The 18,598-nt window shown below is 40.7% G+C and carries 15 protein-coding genes and 6 tRNA genes; 6 read left to right on the plus strand and 15 right to left on the minus strand.

Annotation, left to right across the window (positions count from 1 at the left end; genetic code table 11):
• Positions 1–123 precede the first annotated feature (123 nt).
• The gene (locus F991_RS04815) at positions 124–909 is read left to right on the plus strand and encodes a YdcF family protein (protein WP_004669406.1); all 786 of its coding nucleotides are present in this window, start codon (positions 124–126) and stop codon (positions 907–909) included.
• A 62-nt stretch (positions 910–971) separates the two neighbouring features.
• On the opposite strand, the gene F991_RS04820 is transcribed toward F991_RS04815, so the two are convergent.
• From F991_RS04820 to F991_RS04860, 9 genes are all read right to left on the minus strand, one after another.
• Positions 972–1,442, minus strand: a complete 471-nt coding sequence (locus tag F991_RS04820; protein WP_004669408.1) for a DUF2750 domain-containing protein — start codon at positions 1,440–1,442, stop codon at positions 972–974.
• A 90-nt stretch (positions 1,443–1,532) separates the two neighbouring features.
• Positions 1,533–1,608, minus strand: a tRNA-Val gene (locus F991_RS04825).
• A 199-nt stretch (positions 1,609–1,807) separates the two neighbouring features.
• Positions 1,808–1,884 (minus strand) — tRNA-Asp (locus F991_RS04830).
• A gap of 38 nt (positions 1,885–1,922) precedes the next feature.
• Positions 1,923–1,998: transfer RNA gene (locus tag F991_RS04835), tRNA-Val, on the minus strand.
• Positions 1,999–2,136: 138 nt separating this feature from the next.
• Positions 2,137–2,213: transfer RNA gene (locus F991_RS04840), tRNA-Asp, on the minus strand.
• Between the two features lie 44 nt (positions 2,214–2,257).
• Positions 2,258–2,334 (minus strand) — tRNA-Asp (locus tag F991_RS04845).
• Positions 2,335–2,358: 24 nt separating this feature from the next.
• A tRNA-Val gene (locus tag F991_RS04850) sits at positions 2,359–2,434 on the minus strand.
• A 151-nt stretch (positions 2,435–2,585) separates the two neighbouring features.
• Complete coding sequence (gene elsL / locus F991_RS04855; RefSeq protein ID WP_004669411.1) at positions 2,586–3,107, minus strand: cell wall-recycling L,D-carboxypeptidase ElsL; 522 nt, start codon at positions 3,105–3,107, stop codon at positions 2,586–2,588.
• Positions 3,108–3,577: 470 nt separating this feature from the next.
• Positions 3,578–3,943 carry a YbaN family protein gene (locus tag F991_RS04860; RefSeq protein WP_004669414.1) on the minus strand — a complete coding sequence of 122 codons (366 nt, stop codon included), beginning with the start codon at positions 3,941–3,943 and terminating at the stop codon, positions 3,578–3,580.
• Positions 3,944–4,044: 101 nt separating this feature from the next.
• Between F991_RS04860 and F991_RS04865 the strand changes: the two genes are divergently transcribed.
• The 3 genes from F991_RS04865 to dapE all read left to right on the plus strand — a co-directional run bounded on the left by F991_RS04865 (position 4,045) and on the right by dapE (position 6,429).
• Positions 4,045–4,905 (plus strand): DUF1853 family protein, encoded by an 861-nt coding sequence (locus F991_RS04865; protein ID WP_004669415.1) that lies wholly within the window; start codon positions 4,045–4,047, stop codon positions 4,903–4,905.
• 122 nt (positions 4,906–5,027) lie between these two features.
• A complete protein-coding gene (locus tag F991_RS04870) occupies positions 5,028–5,168 on the plus strand; it encodes an entericidin A/B family lipoprotein (RefSeq protein WP_004669417.1) in 141 nt (46 codons plus the stop codon).
• A gap of 124 nt (positions 5,169–5,292) precedes the next feature.
• Positions 5,293–6,429, plus strand: a complete 1,137-nt coding sequence (gene dapE / locus F991_RS04875; RefSeq protein WP_004669419.1) for a succinyl-diaminopimelate desuccinylase — start codon at positions 5,293–5,295, stop codon at positions 6,427–6,429.
• A 62-nt stretch (positions 6,430–6,491) separates the two neighbouring features.
• Here dapE and F991_RS04880 read toward each other — a convergent pair whose 3' ends face one another.
• The 6 genes from F991_RS04880 to pilG form a co-directional block, all read right to left on the minus strand.
• Entirely contained in the window at positions 6,492–6,947 is a 456-nt protein-coding gene (locus F991_RS04880) for a hypothetical protein (protein ID WP_004669421.1), read from the minus strand.
• A gap of 13 nt (positions 6,948–6,960) precedes the next feature.
• Complete coding sequence (locus F991_RS04885) at positions 6,961–12,042, minus strand: Hpt domain-containing protein (RefSeq protein ID WP_004669423.1); 5,082 nt, start codon at positions 12,040–12,042, stop codon at positions 6,961–6,963.
• 156 nt (positions 12,043–12,198) lie between these two features.
• Positions 12,199–14,280: a methyl-accepting chemotaxis protein gene (locus F991_RS04890; protein WP_004669425.1), complete on the minus strand. Its 2,082-nt coding sequence runs from the start codon at positions 14,278–14,280 to the stop codon at positions 12,199–12,201.
• A gap of 47 nt (positions 14,281–14,327) precedes the next feature.
• Positions 14,328–14,864: a chemotaxis protein CheW gene (locus F991_RS04895; RefSeq protein WP_004669427.1), complete on the minus strand. Its 537-nt coding sequence runs from the start codon at positions 14,862–14,864 to the stop codon at positions 14,328–14,330.
• A 64-nt stretch (positions 14,865–14,928) separates the two neighbouring features.
• Positions 14,929–15,291: a response regulator gene (locus F991_RS04900; protein WP_004669429.1), complete on the minus strand. Its 363-nt coding sequence runs from the start codon at positions 15,289–15,291 to the stop codon at positions 14,929–14,931.
• A 21-nt stretch (positions 15,292–15,312) separates the two neighbouring features.
• Positions 15,313–15,696, minus strand: coding sequence for a twitching motility response regulator PilG (pilG, locus tag F991_RS04905; protein WP_004640629.1), 384 nt, complete (start codon positions 15,694–15,696; stop codon positions 15,313–15,315).
• A 278-nt stretch (positions 15,697–15,974) separates the two neighbouring features.
• Here pilG and F991_RS04910 point away from each other — a divergent pair, with 278 nt between their 5' ends.
• Both F991_RS04910 and F991_RS04915 read left to right on the plus strand, forming a co-directional pair.
• Positions 15,975–16,622: a hypothetical protein gene (locus F991_RS04910; RefSeq protein WP_004669432.1), complete on the plus strand. Its 648-nt coding sequence runs from the start codon at positions 15,975–15,977 to the stop codon at positions 16,620–16,622.
• Between the two features lie 214 nt (positions 16,623–16,836).
• Positions 16,837–18,552 (plus strand): proline--tRNA ligase, encoded by a 1,716-nt coding sequence (locus tag F991_RS04915; RefSeq protein ID WP_004669434.1) that lies wholly within the window; start codon positions 16,837–16,839, stop codon positions 18,550–18,552.
• Positions 18,553–18,598: the final 46 nt, after the last annotated feature.

The raw sequence follows: 18,598 nt of genomic DNA on the forward strand, positions 1-18,598 counted from the left end.
ATAAAACGGGTGTTGAATCACTCGTTTTATTGTTTGAAGATTAAATTTGATGATTAAAAAAAGTTTGCCTTTCAATTCATTTTACATACACTGAGCTGATTCAAATCGACTTCGATTAAGATTATGCAACTGAGTTTATGGCTTCGTATTTTTTTTGCCGTTATTGGTATTCTGTTATTTTTAGATGGTGCAATATTGATCGCATTTAAAAAGATTCATATTGGGACGGTACTCCCTCTTCTACTTGGTCTTTTTTTCTGTTTATATTCGCTCTTTTATTACCATATTGAACGCTTCTTTTTTTATCATTTCCGCTTACATTCAATCTGGCGATTCGGCTGGTTATGCTTTTGGGTCTGGTTGGTCAGCTTAGGCTATTTCTTCCATTATCTTGCAAACAATACAACGAACATACAAGACACATCACCTGTGGCTGCAATCATTGTTTTAGGTAGTGGTGTTGAAAATGGACAACCATCTGCCACACTTGCCAAACGTTTAGATCGTGCAGCGCCAGTCGCTTTAGCTCAACCCAATGCAAAATTAATCCTTTCAGGTGGATTGGATTTTGGTGAAACTGAGAGTGAAGCTTTGGTCATGTCACGTTATTTGCAACAGACCTATCACATTCCCACAGCACAAATTATCTTAGAAGATCGAAGCACCAGCACCGAACTAAATCTAAAGAATAGCCAACCGCTGTTAAAGGCACAGAATATTACGATTCAACAGCCAATAGTTATTGTCACAAGTGATTTCCATACCCCACGCGCCGCGGCAATTGCGAAAAAACAAGGCTACACAAATTTCACGATGGTCGGCTCAACAACACCATTAGCCACGCGATATAACGCATGGTTAAGAGAGTATTTTGCTTATGTCAGTGGTTGGCTACTCAATGAATACTGATTAAGGTTTACCCCATCCATCAAGTATAAAATTATGGGTCTGTAAATCTCAACAGACCCTACTTATTGATGGATTCGGATGTCACGCGGTAATGGCAAATTTAGCTCTTCAAAAATATCAGGACGTTGCAAATAGATTTGGTATAAAAAGTTCTTGATATCCAATAATAATGTATCTGGCGTCACCAACAGATTATTCCCCTCTGGGGTTAAGTCTAAAGATAAAATCGTATTATTTTCTTTTAGAAATGGAATCATCTTTTCAATGAAATCCTTTAACGAGACTTCTTGAATACTATATTGCGCCCAATTGTCTTTAATTAATAATTTTGCTAGACCTTTATTCTGCCAAACCGACAGCGCATGCTGACCCGAAGGTGTAGAACACAAAGCCCAACCATCGTGATATAGCGCAATCACTTCACGTTGCAGAATAATATTTTGAATAAATTGGCGATAAGCATCTTTGGATGAAGAGTTAGATGTTGTTGTTTGAGATTTCGACGCGGCCTTACGTTGATAAGGATTTCTCATAAATTACTTCAATATTAGAATCATTATTGAGGCTAATCATAAAATAATTGGATATTGATTACAATGATTTGAGTGTCTAGAAAGGAGATATGGTGGGCGCTGACGGGATCGAACCGCCGACATTCTGCTTGTAAGGCAGACGCTCTACCAACTGAGCTAAGCGCCCTGAGCAAGTAAAAAGTATCACTTTTTACGAAGCGCAAGGTAAAATTGATTGATAATCAATTTTTATGACACAAGACAAAGCGAAGCTTTGTCCGAGTGCAAGAGAAAAATCTTTGATTTTTCTAATTAACTCTCGTTTCAGAGATCAAGTATAAAATACTTGTCAAAACAATTATTCCCTTAAAGCGATATCAAGAGAATGGCGCAGCGGACGGGGCTCGAACCCGCGACCCTCGGCGTGACAGGCCGATATTCTAACCAACTGAACTACCGCTGCATCGGTATACTTCTTTACGAAGTAAGTATCACAAACTATGGTGGGCGCTGACGGGATCGAACCGCCGACATTCTGCTTGTAAGGCAGACGCTCTACCAACTGAGCTAAGCGCCCTGAACGAGGCCAAACAAAGCGAAGCTTTGTCCGAGTGCAAGAGAAAAATCTTTGATTTTTCTAATTAACTCTCGTTTCAGTGAAGTAGATAAAAAAATTATCCAACTTCATACTATTCCCAACCTCACAAATTTAAAGTGGCGCAGCGGACGGGACTCGAACCCGCGACCCTCGGCGTGACAGGCCGATATTCTAACCAACTGAACTACCGCTGCACTATAATTTTGCAATTATGGGTAAAACGATGTTAAAACTTAAGTGGCGCAGCGGACGGGGCTCGAACCCGCGACCCTCGGCGTGACAGGCCGATATTCTAACCAACTGAACTACCGCTGCACTTGAAGTTTTAACGTAAAGGCTTGGTGGGCGCTGACGGGATCGAACCGCCGACATTCTGCTTGTAAGGCAGACGCTCTACCAACTGAGCTAAGCGCCCTTAACGTCTTTATCGTTTGTGAGGTGCATTATAGAGAATCTTTACAGCGTGTCAAACGCTTTTGACACACTTTCCCGAAAAAACCGTGTGAGTGATTAAAAAATAAGTAATTCTTTGATAAATGCGGTATTTTCGTATTTTATTTAAACACTTATTCACATTTTAAATCTTGGTTTTCTAAAGTCTGCTCTGAAATATAAACCAAAGCCTGTTCTGAGATCAGCTCAAACAGCTCGATAATTTCATCATTCTTCATTCGGATACAACCATGCGACATTGGAATGCCCATTGGTTCTGTCTCCGGTGTGCCATGAATATAAATATAACGCTTAAAAGTATCGCAGCCCTCACCCTGATTAAATCCAGCTTCTAAACCATCTAGCCATAAGATTCGCGATAAAATCCAATCCCGTTGTGGGAATTGTTGTGCAAGTTGTTGATCATAGACTTCACCTGTCGGCTGTCTACCAATAAATACCGTATTTCTTTCTGCATCAGCACCAATCTTTTGTGCGACTTGATGCCACCCTCTTGGCGTTTTGCCACTATTTTCTTGTTCGCCGATTCCATTCTTGCCTGAAGAAATAACATAAAATTTGTTATGTTTTGGCAGTCGTAAAGTTTGCTGTGCCAAATCAATTAAAATATCAGCCTGTTCAAGTGTATAGGGCATTTTCAATCTCTATCTTTCATTCTATTGCTTTATTTCAACATAAAAATGCTGCGATTTCTGTAGTTTTGATTTGTAGTGAAAGATGATTTTCAATTTTTCGAGTGTTCACCACGACCTGTGCATCGAGTGACTTTAATTATTCTATACCTCACGCGTATAGCCTTCGTGTTCTTGCGAAGCTTTAGACGTTTCTCAAGGAAATCCTTAAAGCAGTGTTTAAAGTAGGGGGATCCGTATGAGCTTCGCTTTTTTTAACTCGCCACTCGAGCGTAGGTGCTCTTCTTCTTGCGAAGCTTTAAACGCTTCTCAGGGCAAAGCGTTGCTTTTATTAACTCGCCACTCGAGCGTATGAGGAACAACGTTCCGTAAGGTCTTGCGCATGAGGAATATATTCCGCAAGAGCTTCGCTTTTATTAACCCGCCACTCGAGCATAGCTCTCGTCTTGCGCAGCTAAAAAGCTCCGCTTTTATTAACGCTGCTCAGGTTCAGGGCGGAGCCATAGCCAAACAGCGACCGTAAACATGGTGACATTGGTAAAAACTTTGACTAAAAACGGCGCATTGGTAAAGAGCATGATGATACCGCTAATCAACATCATGATACTGGCAAGCCATTTTGCCTTACGTGGTACAGTGCCATTTTCACGCCAGTTACGCAATGTTGGGCCATATTTAGGATGATTGAGTAACCATGCATCCATTTGCGGCCATCCTTTCGATGCTGCCCACGCCGCGATAATCAAAAATACCGTCGTTGGCATACCCGGTAGAATCGCACCAATTATCCCTAAGGTAATAAAAATGATGACTAAACTACGCCAAAACAATATTTTCATTTCGTATTTAACCAACGCGTCAAAACAACCGTGCTAGTATAAAGTGTTTTCATTGTCGTTTCTTAAACTTAGCGTATTATTTCCATGATTGAGTTTGCTTCATGCTTAAAATAATGACCCGCCCCGCTTTATTTGAACCGTGGTTACAGTTTAAGCATCCTATTGTACGACAGTTGGCTTTTTCCATTGCCAGTCCCAATATTTTGGCTCAAATCCCAAATGAACTAAATCTGAAAAATAAATTCAGCATTCACAACGACCAGACTTGGCAAACGTTGTACCAGCAATATGAACCACGATTGAAACAACTTGATCAGCAACCACAACCTCTACTTGATTTTCTCGCACGCCTTAAAAGCACTCGTTTAGGCTTACGTTTTGAAAATTTATTGTGGTTTTGGCTGTTGGATGATGCTTACCATCCCTATCAATTGCTTGGACATAGTATCCAAAAAATTTCAGGGGCAATCACTTTAGGCGAAATCGATTTCCTTGTGCTCAATCAACAAACGCAGGAAGTTGAACATTGGGAAGTTGCTCTCAAATATTATCTAGGTGAGAGCGAATTAAGTTTGTCACAATGGTTCGGGCTGAATCGAGAAGATACCTTACATCGAAAATTAAAGCATTTTACCGAACGCCAATTTCAGTTTTCAGAAGCGAATAATATTCAAATCCAGCGTAAATTTGCAGTGATGAAAGGGCAGCTTTTTTTGCCTAGCTCACAAGATGAATTAACACTCCCAACATGGGTGAATGCCTCTAGACGTTTAGGGCAATGGGGAACTCACATTCCACAACTTTCTTATTATCGTTTACAGCGCCAAGAATGGCTTTGCCCAAACCAACTTGCATCTTCATCAACAGCGGATTGGTGGACTGATGGCCTGTACCACAATACAACAGCCGAACCCTTCTTCTATATGTTTCGTCAGCCTTCTCTGCTATTTAAGCGGCGCTGATTTCATTAAATTTCAGTAAGTAACACTTTATAACACTTCTACCGTCAAACAATTATGTTCATTTTCATCTTATTTCTTTAGCCTCTTACATACACCATAATTAAATTGAGTCGGAGACAAGCATGAAAAAAATCTTAGTTGCGTCTATCATGGCCACTTTTGTTTTAACTGGCTGTAATACCTTCAAAGGTTTCGGTAAAGATGTATCTAAAGCTGGAGAAAAAGTAACGCAGTCTGCTGAAAAAACCCAAGATAAAATGTAATTTGTAAAAAAATAGACCATAAAACCTTATCTTTGAAAAGATAAGGTTTTTTTTAACATACCTTTCTTGGCAATATTCCCCTATTATATCGGTTCAAATTTCACCAGATTTATCTACATCTCGCATGAACCATTCCGATACGCTTGAACTTAGTTTACAACTCCTCCGCCAACCGTCTGTTACCCCTGTTGACCATGATTGCCAGAATATCATGGCTGAACGATTGGCAAAGATTGGTTTTAATATCGAAAACTTACGTTTTGAAGATGTTGATAACTTGTGGGCTCGTCGTGGCACGGAAAGTCCAGTTTTTTGTTTTGCAGGACATACAGATGTTGTTCCTACTGGACAACTAGATGCTTGGAATTCAGATCCATTTTTACCATCGATCAGAGATGGTAAATTATATGGTCGTGGTACTGCTGATATGAAAACAGCTTTAGCCGCGATGGTGGTTGCTTCTGAACGCTTTGTTGCAAAGCATCCTAACCATAAAGGTTCTATAGCCTTTTTGATTACCTCTGATGAAGAAGGTCCATCGATTAACGGTACAGTTAAAGTTGTGGAAACCCTAGAAGCACGTCAAGAGAAAATGACGTGGTGTTTGGTTGGCGAACCTTCGAGTACCCATCAACTGGGTGATATTGTAAAAAATGGGCGTCGTGGTTCGTTAAATGCTGTTTTAACTGTTCATGGTAAGCAGGGGCATGTTGCTTACCCTCATCTTGCAGAAAACCCAATTCACGCCTCATCTAAAGCGCTCAATGAGTTATGTGAAACCGTTTGGGACAATGGCAATGAATACTTCCCTGCGACCTCTTTCCAAATTTCAAATATCCAAGCAGGTACAGGTGCGACCAATGTCATTCCTGGTTCATTGAAAGTGACATTTAACTTCCGTTATTCAACAGAAGTTACTGCCGAAATCCTTCAACAACGTGTTCTCGACATCTTAGATAAGCATCAACTAAATTACAGCATTCAGTGGACCTTTTCAGGCTTACCATTTCTAACCCCAGTCGGGGAATTGGTCAATGCCGCAAAAGTCGCCATTAAAAATGTAACAGGTGTAGAAACCAAACTTTCAACCAGTGGCGGAACATCTGACGGACGCTTTATCGCCCCGACTGGCGCTCAAGTATTGGAGCTTGGCGTGTTAAATGCGACGATTCATCAAATTAATGAGCATGTAAATGTTGCTGACCTTGAACCTTTGGCAGAGATCTACGAGCAGATTCTAGAACAACTGCTAGCAAAGTGATAACGACACAGACAAAAAAGGAGGAACTCAATCATCGACTGAGTTCCTCCTTTTTATGTTCTTTATAAACCCAATTGGGTTTGTATATTCTGCAAATTGGGAACATAAAATGTATTGCCGCCAATTTTCACATACTTAAAAACATTGGCATCATCAATTTCACATTCATCATCAACGATCTCTGAGATACGTAAACGAATCGATGAAGGCATTTCATTACAGATCAAAGCAAAGCGTTCTGAAACATCATCACCTTCAACCACCAAGGCAACACCCTGTTTCTGGGTTGGATCATTTACCGCATAAATCGGCAGTTTTAAATCATGCCACTCAATATGATCAACCCGTGTCTGTGTATCCATCGCAGATAACACGATATTTTGCGGTAGCAGCATTGGAACTTTTTGATGACATTCGATAATGTATGCGTCAATAAATCCTGTCGAAACCGTAATTAAATGCTGCAACTCTTGCTGGTCAATTTGACCCAATATCGCGTTTGCGCCTTTTTTCACCATAATTATTCACTCCTCAGCGCACAACAAGTAAGCTATCTATATTTTCCAAAAGTGTTTCCTCTTGGAATGGTTTACCCATGTATTGGTTTACCCCTAATGATAGGGCACGTTCACGATGCTTCTCACCTGTCCGCGAAGTAATCATTATGATCGGTAGATTTCGATGGATTTCATGATGTCGAATCAGATTCGTGACTTCAAAACCATCCATTCGCGGCATTTCGATATCCAGTAACATTAAATCAGGTTTAATGGTTTCCAGTTGCTCTATCGCATCTACACCGTCTTTCGCTGTCACAACATCATAGCCCTGACGTTCCAACAAGCGTGACGTAACCTTACGTACGGTGACTGAGTCATCCACAATCATAATCAAACGACGTTCGTCATAACGCTGTTTGGTGTATGTCTCATCTGCTTGTTTCGCACGTGGCGTTGACTGAGCTTGGCGAGCAATATTTTGACCATCTAAAATCAAGCAGACCTGACCATCACCGAGAATGGTTGCCCCAGCAATCACACCAATACTGGAGAATTGTTGCCCAACTGGTTTTACAACAATTTGACCACGTGAACCAATGAGCTGGTCGATCAATAATGCGGTTGTTTGACCTTGTGCCCCTTTAATCAACAATACAGGCAGAGAATGCACAATACCGCTTAAGCGTGGAATCGGCTGCCCTGCCACAAACTCGGATAAATAACGCAAACGATAGCGCTCTTGATCAATATCGAAGTAGTCTTCTTGGCTATCAAAGTATTGCTCTAACGCCATCGGTGAAATACGCACAATACGATCAATTTGTGCCAGTGGGAAAGCAAATTGTTGGTCGCCCGCTTTCACCATAAGTGCATCGCTGACGGTCACTGTCGTCGGTACTCGAATGGTAAAGGTTGTGCCTTTACCGAAAACAGAACTAACACTGACATGACCACCCAAAGCTTTAATATCACTTTGAACAACGTCTAAACCAACACCACGCCCAGAAATCTGAGTCACTTGCGCCGCGGTACTAAAACCAGGATGGAAGATAAACTGTAAAATCTCATCTTGATCAAGTTTTTGTTCTTTGGTCATTAACCCCGTTTGAATCGCCTTATCTTTAATACGATTTACATCAATACCTTTACCATCATCACTAAAGCTAACAACAACATCTGTCCCTTGACGACCGATATTTAAAACAATATGTCCTGTTTCAGGCTTTTTCGCTTGTAAGCGTTGCTCACGGTCTTCAATACCATGATCAATCGCATTTCGTAACATATGCTCAAATGGTGAAACTAGACGCTCCAAAATACTACGGTCTAATTCACCTTCGGTATTGTTAACAACCAGTTCCGTCGGTCGGTTCAAGGTTGAGGCCGTTTGACGAACAATACGTTGTAAACGTGGCAACAGCCGTGAAAATGGAACCAAACGGGTACGCATCAAACTTTCTTGAATTTCTGCTTGGATACGTGACTGTTGTAACAATAGACCTTCAGTATCACGGATCTTCTCAGAGAGTGTCGTTTTAAAGTCAACCAAGTCAGATGCTGACTCTGCAAGAGATTTTGACAACTGATTTAAAGATGAATATTGATCCATCTCTAAAGGGTCAAAATCAGCATAACGCGCATCTTCGCCACCATGTCGTGCAATAATTTGACTTTCTAACTCACCTTCCATTCGACGCAATTGATCCGCCAAACGCTTAATCGCAAGCTCCATTTCCGTCAACGTACCGCCCAACTGACCTAAGTCCATCTCGATACGTGAACGGTTAATCGCATTTTCTCCTGATAAATCAATCATCTTCTCGATGACCTCAGCAGAAACACGTATCATCTCATTATTCTGTTCTACCCGCTCAGTTGTTTCCCACTCACCTTGCATAGATGGTGGCTCAGTTCCATCACCCTGAACAAACTCCATGGTGTATTCAGGTGTAAAAATATCTCGTGCAGACAGTTTTTGTGGCAGTTGTGCTGAAACGTCAACAAAGTCCATTTTTTCTAAATTATGTTTTAAACCATCAAAATTCGCATATTGACGTTTAAAGACAGCATCATTGAGCCATGCAAGCGCGGTATTGAGTAAGTTGTCGTATACATTTGAATTAAAATGATGCACACCAAATTGTTCAAACGCATTTTCTAAATGATAGGCAATGACGGCAACTGCATCTAGCTCAGCCATCCGCGCGCCGCCCTTTAAACTATGGGCATTACGTTGTAGTTGTAATAACACACTACGATTACTACGTTGCTCGAACCATTGTTTTAATAACTGTTGAGCCTGTTCTAACAACTCTTCTGCTTCTTCAAGGAAGGTCTGTTCCACCAGTGAACGAACATCATCCTCGGCAGTTTCTTCATCAACCAACGCTACGATTTGATCAGGCAACTCCGCTTCAACAGCAACTTCTGTCTCAACTGAACTCAATTCTTCAGTTGTTCGCTCAATGTCGTCTGTCGCAGACTGCTGTTCAATCGTCTCATGTGTATCAGGCAGCATGTCTTCAACTTGAACTACAGATTCAACCGCGTCAACGCTTGGCGCATGACTTACGCCACCATCAGATTGCTCTGCTTGCTGGAGTAACTGCACAACATGCGTTGATGGGTAGTCAACGTGTTGATCACGAATCGTCTGAATACGATCAGAAATATCATCTTGTACCAAACGAATCAATGCTATGAGCTGAGGTGTTGCTTGTAGTTGTTGATTGATGAGTTTTTCATAAATCGTTTCTAATTCATGCGCAATCAAACCAATATAAGGGGCTTGAATCATATTTGAACCCCCTTTTAAGGTGTGCAAATAGCGCATCAAATTTTTCAGTGCATTTAGATTCTGCTGATCAACCGTCCATGTATTTAGATCAGCATCGATCCCCACCAATAACTCATCGGCTTCTTCTAAGAAAATATCCAGCAAATCTGGATCAAAGTTTCGATTGGAGGCTGCGGATTGTAATTGTTGTTTATCCAGTACCAGTTGAGCAGCGAGATCGGTTACATCTACGGCAGCATGAGTAGATACTGTCCGAACAGCAACATCTGTAGCAGGCACTGTTGTTTCTTCATCGGCGCTCTGTTCGCTAACAATTTGCGTAGCTACCTTGCTTTCAGCATCAGTCTTCGCTGTCGATGCTGTTAACTGTATGAGAGCGTCTACGACATGGGTCGAAGGATAATCTATTTGCTGATCTCGAATCGTTTGAATACGATCTGAAATATCATCTTGGACTGAGCGAATCATCGCAACCAAGGTCGGTGTTACTTGGAGCTGCTGATTAATAAGCTTTTCATAAATGGTTTCTAGCTCATGCGCAATCAGACCAATATGAGGGGCTTGTATCATATTTGCGCCACCTTTCAAGGTGTGCAAATAACGCATCAGGTTTTTTAATGCATTGAGATTTTGACCGTCTACTGTCCAAGTATTGAGATCTGTATCGATCCCAGCCAATAACTCATCCGCTTCTTCTAGGAAAATATCCAAGAGATCAGGATCAAAATCGCGATTTGCTTCAACTGATTGTAATTGCTGTTTGTCTAAAGCAAATTGAGCCGTTAAATCAGTTGTAGCCATCTGAGTAGGTAAATTATCTTTATCATCATCAGTTAGCGCGAGTGGTGTTGGTGTTGAGTCTTCAGATATGTCTAGAACAGGCTGATCTAGCGACTCAACATTCTGTTGGGTAAATGAACTGAGCTCATTTAAAACACGCTCATGCACTTTGGTTAAAGTGACACGCTGTCCCGCTGCCAAGGTATCAAATAATTGAGTAAATTGTTGATGGACTTGGTGATATAACTCAAATGCATAATCTAAATGAAGTAAGTTTGGCTTAAAAATTAAATCTTGATAGCTTGAACGCAACAAACTTGTATATTGATACATCCCAATCGTTGCGTGATGATGGGTATGTTGCAACAATATTTCAGCTTGTTGACTAAGCAACTGTAGATATTGAGGAAATTCTGCACGTGCTCGTTTCTCAAAATCAGATTCCACATCAAGCAAATCATGGATATTGAGTTCCAACAACTGAGAAACCAGACCTTGTGGTCGCACCGAACCATTATGTTGTTCTTCTAATTGGAAGTCATAGCTATCCCATGCCGCATTGAATGTGGCATAGATTTCATCAGATTTCTGCGGTGTATCTTGTTGTCTTAAACTATGCAAATAATCACGAACGAATTGAGCATAATGCGTTAGTAAAGCAGTTTCATTTGAACTTGAATCTAGCTCATCTTGTAATAATGTTTTAAATAGGTTTTCAACTTTAGAGCTTGCTTCAAAAATGTGATCCACATGCGCCATCGCAGAGCTACCACGAAGCGTATGCAAAGCTCGAATCAAAGTATTGTATTGTTCATTTGTTTGGCGATCATCCTGTAAAAAATGATCAATGGTTGCCAGATGCTCTTCTGCTTCTTCCAAGAAAATTGCTAATGTCTCTTTGGCAAACATCTCATCTTGGGCTGATTCCATTTCAGCTTTGGTGAATACCAGCTCAGCATCTGATTCGCGCTGTTCTAATGCCAGTACGTCATCACTCACTGAATCACCAAGCAATTCTAGCCCTGTCAGATCATCATCATGCTTTAATTGATTGGCAAGATTCAATAAATCAGTCAATACAGAATCAGGTTTTTTCTGTTGTTGCAATTGTTGACCGAGTAAAACCAGTGGCCTTAAATCGATAATATGCGCTTTCACCGCTTTAAAGTCATGAATAAGCTTAAAGCGATAAACATTAAAAATGGCCTGTACATACCGTTGGATTTCCGTATCGAACGGAATCGTTCCAGCTAAGACACGATTGAGCAGGTCTTCAACCGTCCAACCTAACTCCCCAGAAGATTTTGCCCCGACCATTCTTCCAGAACCTTTAAGGGTATGGAAATGTCGACGAATATCCGTGAGCACATTCTGCTGACTCGACTGTTCAATCCATTGAACTAATAATGGCTCTAACTCAACAAAGATTTCATCTAATTCTTCAATAAAAATCTCAAGAATTTCTGCATCTTGTTCAAGATAACTGTCTTCAGGAAGCGTCATCGTTTCAACTAACGTTTTTAATATTTGTTTCATAGCGGCTTCTTTCGTTTTTATCCACCAGTTGTGGCTAAAAAATACGTGTATCTATCACACAAGATGTCGTTCCATTTTGCCATCACCTTGTTGAGATATCCTACATCTCTAAAAAAATGGAAAGACAGACACCCCCATCTGTCTTTCCAATCCGGCTTAATCTGGCAACTTAAAGTCAGTTACCGATTCACGTAAAGATTCAGCCATGTTTGCCAATTCAGAAACTGAACGCGCTGTATCAAACGTTGCTGTTGTTGTTTGTGACGTAATTTCCTGTACAACATTCATCGTCGTCGCAATATGACTTGCTGAAGCAGACTGAAGCTTCGCAGCATCAGAAATGCTCGCAATCAGTTTCGCCAAGTCACCAGATACGGTCTGAATCTCATCCAGTGCAATCCCTGCATCTTTGGCCAAGTTCGCACCACGCACAACCTCGGAAGTCGTTTGTTCCATTGAAATCACGGCTTCGTTGGTATCTGTTTGAATGGTTTTTACTAAGCTTTCAATCTGCTTGGTTGCTGATGCAGAACGTTCTGCAAGACGTTGTACCTCATCTGCTACAACTGCGAAACCACGACCTGCCTCTCCTGCCATCGATGCCTGAATCGCAGCATTCAATGCCAAAATGTTGGTTTGATCGGCAATATCATTAATCAACGAGACGATGTTACCGATCTCCTGAGATGATTCACCCAAACGTTTAATACGTTTTGAGGTTTCCTGAATCTGCTCACGGATATGATCCATACCTTGAATCGAACGGTTTACAACATGTGCACCATTGGTCGCAATTTTCACAGAACGGTGTGCAACCTCAGCTGATTCAGATGCATTGGCCGATACTTGGTCGATCGACAATGCCATTTCGTTCATCGCCGCTGATGCACCCGCGATCTCTTGTGCTTGATGCTCAGATGCCTCAGCCAATTGGTTGGTAATATTTTGCGTATTCTGTGTATATCGTGCAACTTCTTGCGAGGTGTCGGTAATTCGAGAAACGAGGTCACGTAACTGATCGATCGCAAAGTTAATCGAGTCCGCAATTGCCCCTGTAAAGTCTTCAGATACCGTCGCATAAGAGCGTAAATCACCGTCCGCCAAATCAGCAATTTCATCGAGTAAACGCAAAATCGCATTTTGGTTACGGTCATACTCATCTTGTAAGCGTGTCACACGTTCTTTATCTGTGTTACTACGTAACATTAAGAGTTTTAATACAAAGAATACCAACGCCGCTAAAGATAGAATCAGCACAATACTCGCAAAAATGTTATCCCAACCACCTTCAGCTTTATCTGATAAAGTCGTTAAAGATGAAAGGAGTGCATCAGATTGAGTGAAAATTTCAGAAGATGCTTGACGTACATGCACGATCTGATTGGCATTTTTCAAGACTGTATCTGCGGCTAATCTTAAAACTGAATCATAGTCTGATTTGATGCTATCGACTGACTCACGCAAATCAGGAGAACCAATACGATCTACACCCAGCTCAGAGCTACCATTTAATTGCGCATTTAAATAAATACCAAAGGTATCAATATCTGCACCAAAGTCATTGGCAGAAGCATTTGAGTTGTCTGTACCCACTAACACGGAGTTAATAGAACGTAAAATACGCTCCGCAATGAACACTTGGTTTTTAGTGATAATTACCTGACTACTTGGCATGTTTTCACGAACCATTTGATCAACCATCAGGTTATATTCAGCCTGAATCTCAGGAATCGTTTCACTGATTGAAATGTTGGTTTCATAGAGTTGATTAATGACGTCTTCTTGAGACACAATCAAATCAATATGTTTTGCGACATTCCCCCAAAGCTGATCAACTTTTTTATATTCATCCGAATTGGTATTATAACGATTACCTACAATTTCAAGATTCTCAGCAAATCGCTTTTCCGACTCAACCAAACTTTTCATTGATTCTGATGTGCCTGATGCGGTTGCCTCAGTTGCTTGACGCGAAATCATCTGCGACAACAAACGCAACTCACCTAAACTTCGAGTCAACTGATTAGAACGCGGCAGACTCACGAATAAATAGATTAAGAGGATAACTGCAAGGACCAGAGCAATTAAGGAATAATAGATAATTGGTTTTGATTTCTCAGTCTCACCAAATAAACGAGAAAACTGATCCACTTGAGTCCGAATTTTTTCTACAAAAGTTCCGCCCCGTTTCAATCCCGCACTATCACTACCATTCTTCTTTTTAAGTTTAAAGCCCATACCAGCTTCTCCCCGAAATACCTGTTAATTTTCCACAGCGTATTAAATTAGTTTATAAACTTTATTGATGCATTCATGTACTGCGGATTTTTTAATAATCGACTCAGTAAGAACACATGCCATTGCTGATTATGTTGGTGGAAATACCCCTGACAATAGTCTTTTAATTTATTGTCAAGCTCATCCGTTTGAGAGAAAAAACTCTTTTTATTGAAGTGCTGAATTCCCAAGACCTGATCTACGACCAACCCCACATAATGGTCTTGATGACTAATACAAATCACTTTTTGCATTGGAGAGAATTGACTTCGTTGCCCCGAAATAAAATGAGTTAAATCAGAAACTGAAAGCAAGCGTCCGCGGATATTTGCTAGACCACGCACCCATGCTTGAGTATTTGGTACCGGCGTATATTTCGGAGGATAAATCACCTCAGAAATTTCCCCCAATGGTGCAACAAAATATTGCCCGAACATTTCAAATGCGATACCAGACCAACGGCTGACTTCATTTTGACTTGAAGTATATTGTTTATTGCCTCGCTTGGATAAGCGAAGCAACTCGATAAATCCATTTGCTGCCATACTCTATCCCATATTGAGTCATGAAAAGCTGAGTAATGCGAAGACCATATTGAGCAACAATCAATTAACTTAATAATTCTTTGATTACGTCAATAAGTTGTTGTTCATCAACTGGCTTCGTCAAATAATCGCTTGCACCTTGACGCTTTCCCCACACTCGATCTGTTGCTTGATCTTTGGTGCTGACAATCACAACAGGAATATGCTGTGTTTCTTTCGCTTTACTAATTTGGCGTGTTGCTTGAAAGCCATTCATCCCTGGCATAACAACGTCCATAAGCACCAAGTCAGGCAATTCTGCTTGTGCCATCGTAACCCCATCCGCACCATTGGTTGCTTCTAATACATCATAACCGTGCTTCGTTAAAATTTCTCTAAAGCGAAATGTTTCAGTAGGTGAATCATCTACAATAAGTATACGAGCCATTTTGTCCTCAATTTTTAAATTTTATGCGCTAACATGGTTACGGATCGCACTTAACAGCTCATCCTTACTAAACGGCTTAGTCAAATATTCGTCAGACCCCACAACACGCCCTTTCGCCTGATCAAACAAACCATCTTTACTTGAAAGCATAATCACAGGAATATTTTGATAATTTAATGAATTCTTGATCAATGCACAGGTTTGATAACCGTCTAAACGTGGCATCATAATGTCAACAAAAACGATATCAGGATTGGCTTCAGCAATTTTTGATAATGCCTCAAAACCGTCAACCGCAGTAATTACCTCACAACCTTCCCGTTGCAATAAGGTCTCTGCTGTACGACGAATTGTTTTTGAATCGTCAATCACCATCACCTTTAAGTTTTGAAATTTATCTTCCATTTAATTGTTCCGCCCCATTCACTCAATACACACTATATGGTTGGTTTAATTTATTTTATACAGTTTGATATTTTTAACATATCTTTACTTGCATTATCAATGAAGTTTTTTGAACCGATCTATCAGTTTTTCCAAACAACCGCTATTAGCTCACACTTTTAATTAAATTCATATTTTTTTTGCATGCTGACTATTTTTAATTGTATAAATAACCACTAATATACAATTGATTATTATTTAAAAATAAGTGATTTAGTTGACTTTTTACGGGAGATGTAATGACTGATTCGTTAAAGTGCGGTTTCCGCGTTAGACACTTTAAAACGATTGCACGCATTTACATTTGCTCATTTTTTTTATTGTTATCCCCTTACGCTTCATCTTTCGCAGCAGCCGATCAAGCAAAGGCGGTCTGGTATCGCTATTATGATAAAAATGGGATTGCCAACGTCAGTACCTCTGTGTCTCCTGACCATATCCGTTACGGTTATGAAGCGCTTGATCGAAATATGCAAGTCATTAAACGGAATCGACCTTTCAACGCTCTAGCAGATGCGCAACAATCTTCACAACGAGAATCGCTTGCACGTCAACGTGAACAAGATTTGCGCTTGAAACGCGCTTATGGCAGTGTTCAGATTGCAACCGTAAAAAGGGATCAAATTTTAGCAAATCTAAAAAAACAACTCAGCTATCAACAGGAACAATTACAACAATTACAAACGGATAAAATTAGATTTAAACGCCAAGAAATGGAATATCATCGCAAAGGACAAGCGATTCCAGCACAACTCAAAAGCAATCTTACAAACAATACCCAAAATATTGATAACGTCAAAAGAACGGTTGAAAGTCTACGCAACGCTTATCAAAAAACTGAAACTGAATATACGGACATCATTCAACGCCTAAAAAAACTTGAATAAAATCAATGTAAAAAATTATTTAAGCAGTACTATATCTCGATAAAACTGCAGGCTAACTTTTATATTTCTTCAATATTTAAGCCTTCTACAATAGGTTATACTGCGCCAAATTGAATGATTCATGTCATAATGCCAAACGGCTGAAAAGTGGGTGTATTATTTCATCCATTCTTACTTGGCTTTTTTTATAACACTTAACTTTAGGACAGTTTCCATGCGCGCAAGCCGCTTTTTATTTGCAACGTTAAGAGAAACCCCAAATGATGCTGAAGTCATTTCACACCAGCTCATGTTACGTGCGGGGATGATTCGTAAATTAGCTTCTGGTTTATACTCTTGGTTGCCCATGGGAACGCGTGTACTAAAGAAAGTCGATGCGATTGTTCGTGAAGAAATGAACCGTTCAGGCGCATTAGAAGTTTATATGCCTGTGACGCAACCTGCCGCACTTTGGGAAGAATCAGGTCGCTTTGAACAATACGGCCCAGAATTATTGCGTTTCAAAGATCGTCATAACAATGATTTTGTTTTAGGCCCTACGCATGAAGAAGTCATCACCGATTTAGCGCGGAATGAATTAAAAAGTTATAAGCAACTACCATTGAATTTTTATCAAATTCAAACCAAATTCCGTGATGAAATTCGTCCACGTTTCGGTGTGATGCGTTCACGTGAATTCATCATGAAAGATGCTTACTCTTTCCATGCAAATCAAGCATCTTTGCAAGAAACGTATGACGTGATGTATGACACTTATACTCGCATCTTCACTCGTCTTGGTTTGGACTTCCGTCCAGTACAAGCGGATACCGGTTCGATTGGTGGCTCAGCATCTCATGAGTTCCATGTACTTGCAGCCAGTGGTGAAGACGATATTGCATTCTCAACTGAGTCAGACTATGCAGCTAACGTAGAAATGGCTGAAGCTGTTTTAGTTGGTGAACGCGCACCTGCTACGCAAGCTTTTGCATTGGTCGATACACCAGATCAAAAAACCATTGCAGATGTTTGTGCATTCTTAAATGCTGATGCGAAACAATCGGTAAAAGCATTACTGGTACAAGGGATTGCAGATGAGAAAGGCAATACACCTGTTGTTGCCTTGTTCTTACGTGGCGATCACGAACTAAATGATATTAAGGCTGAAAAGCATCCACTTATTGCTGCACCTTTGACTTTTGCAACTGACGAACAACTACAGCAACACGGTTTAACCGCAGGTTTCTGTGGTCCTCAAGGCTTAGTTGAAAAAGGTTTAACGGTGATTGTAGATCGTGCTGCATCTATACTGGCTGACTTTGTTGCTGGTGCAAATGAAGTGGATAAACATGCCACTGGCGTGAACTGGGATCGTGACGCGAAATTCACTGAAGTATTTGACCTTCGTAATGTCGTAGAGGGTGATCCATCTCCAGATGGTAAAGGCACACTGCAAATCAAACGCGGTATTGAAGTCGGTCATATCTTCCAACTCGGTACAAAATATTCAGAAGCTTTAGGCTGTAAAGTGCTTGGTGAAGATGGCAAACCATTTACCGTCACCATGGGTTGTTATGGCATAGGGGTTACACGTGTGATTGCTGCTGCCATTGAGCAGAATTACGATGACAAAGGCATCATTTGGCCTCAAGCGATTGCACCTTTTGACATCGCAATCGTTCCAATGAATGCACATAAATCACCGCGCACCGTAGAAGCCGCTGAAGCACTTTATGCAGAGTTACAAGCACAAGGTTATGATGTACTGCTTGATGATCGTAATGAACGCCCAGGGGTTAAATTCTCTGATCTTGAATTGATGGGTATCCCTCATCGTATCGTGATTGGTGAAAAAGGCTTAGATGCAGGTATCTTCGAGTACAAAGGTCGTCGTGATGCAGAAGCAAGTAATCTGAGTAAAGATGATTTATTGGCTAAACTGACACGCTAATATTAGTCCATAGAAATCAAAGAAGCCGTTTCATTGAAACGGCTTC

The organism is Acinetobacter sp. CIP-A165 (assembly GCF_000367985.1).
Taxonomy (GTDB): Bacteria; Pseudomonadota; Gammaproteobacteria; order Pseudomonadales; family Moraxellaceae; genus Acinetobacter.

Excerpts from the sequence above, each read along its gene's own strand:
- F991_RS04815 (WP_004669406.1), top strand. The coding sequence starts at position 124 with ATGCAACTGAGTTTATGGCTTCGTATTTTTTTTGCCGTTATTGGTATT.
- F991_RS04820 (WP_004669408.1), bottom strand. The coding sequence starts at position 1,442 with ATGAGAAATCCTTATCAACGTAAGGCCGCGTCGAAATCTCAAACAACA.
- elsL (WP_004669411.1), bottom strand. The coding sequence starts at position 3,107 with ATGCCCTATACACTTGAACAGGCTGATATTTTAATTGATTTGGCACAG.
- F991_RS04860 (WP_004669414.1), bottom strand. The coding sequence starts at position 3,943 with ATGAAAATATTGTTTTGGCGTAGTTTAGTCATCATTTTTATTACCTTA.
- F991_RS04865 (WP_004669415.1), top strand. The coding sequence starts at position 4,045 with ATGCTTAAAATAATGACCCGCCCCGCTTTATTTGAACCGTGGTTACAG.
- F991_RS04870 (WP_004669417.1), top strand. The coding sequence starts at position 5,028 with ATGAAAAAAATCTTAGTTGCGTCTATCATGGCCACTTTTGTTTTAACT.
- dapE (WP_004669419.1), top strand. The coding sequence starts at position 5,293 with ATGAACCATTCCGATACGCTTGAACTTAGTTTACAACTCCTCCGCCAA.
- F991_RS04880 (WP_004669421.1), bottom strand. The coding sequence starts at position 6,947 with ATGGTGAAAAAAGGCGCAAACGCGATATTGGGTCAAATTGACCAGCAA.
- F991_RS04885 (WP_004669423.1), bottom strand. The coding sequence starts at position 12,042 with ATGAAACAAATATTAAAAACGTTAGTTGAAACGATGACGCTTCCTGAA.
- F991_RS04890 (WP_004669425.1), bottom strand. The coding sequence starts at position 14,280 with ATGGGCTTTAAACTTAAAAAGAAGAATGGTAGTGATAGTGCGGGATTG.
- F991_RS04895 (WP_004669427.1), bottom strand. The coding sequence starts at position 14,864 with ATGGCAGCAAATGGATTTATCGAGTTGCTTCGCTTATCCAAGCGAGGC.
- F991_RS04900 (WP_004669429.1), bottom strand. The coding sequence starts at position 15,291 with ATGGCTCGTATACTTATTGTAGATGATTCACCTACTGAAACATTTCGC.
- pilG (WP_004640629.1), bottom strand. The coding sequence starts at position 15,696 with ATGGAAGATAAATTTCAAAACTTAAAGGTGATGGTGATTGACGATTCA.
- F991_RS04910 (WP_004669432.1), top strand. The coding sequence starts at position 15,975 with ATGACTGATTCGTTAAAGTGCGGTTTCCGCGTTAGACACTTTAAAACG.
- F991_RS04915 (WP_004669434.1), top strand. The coding sequence starts at position 16,837 with ATGCGCGCAAGCCGCTTTTTATTTGCAACGTTAAGAGAAACCCCAAAT.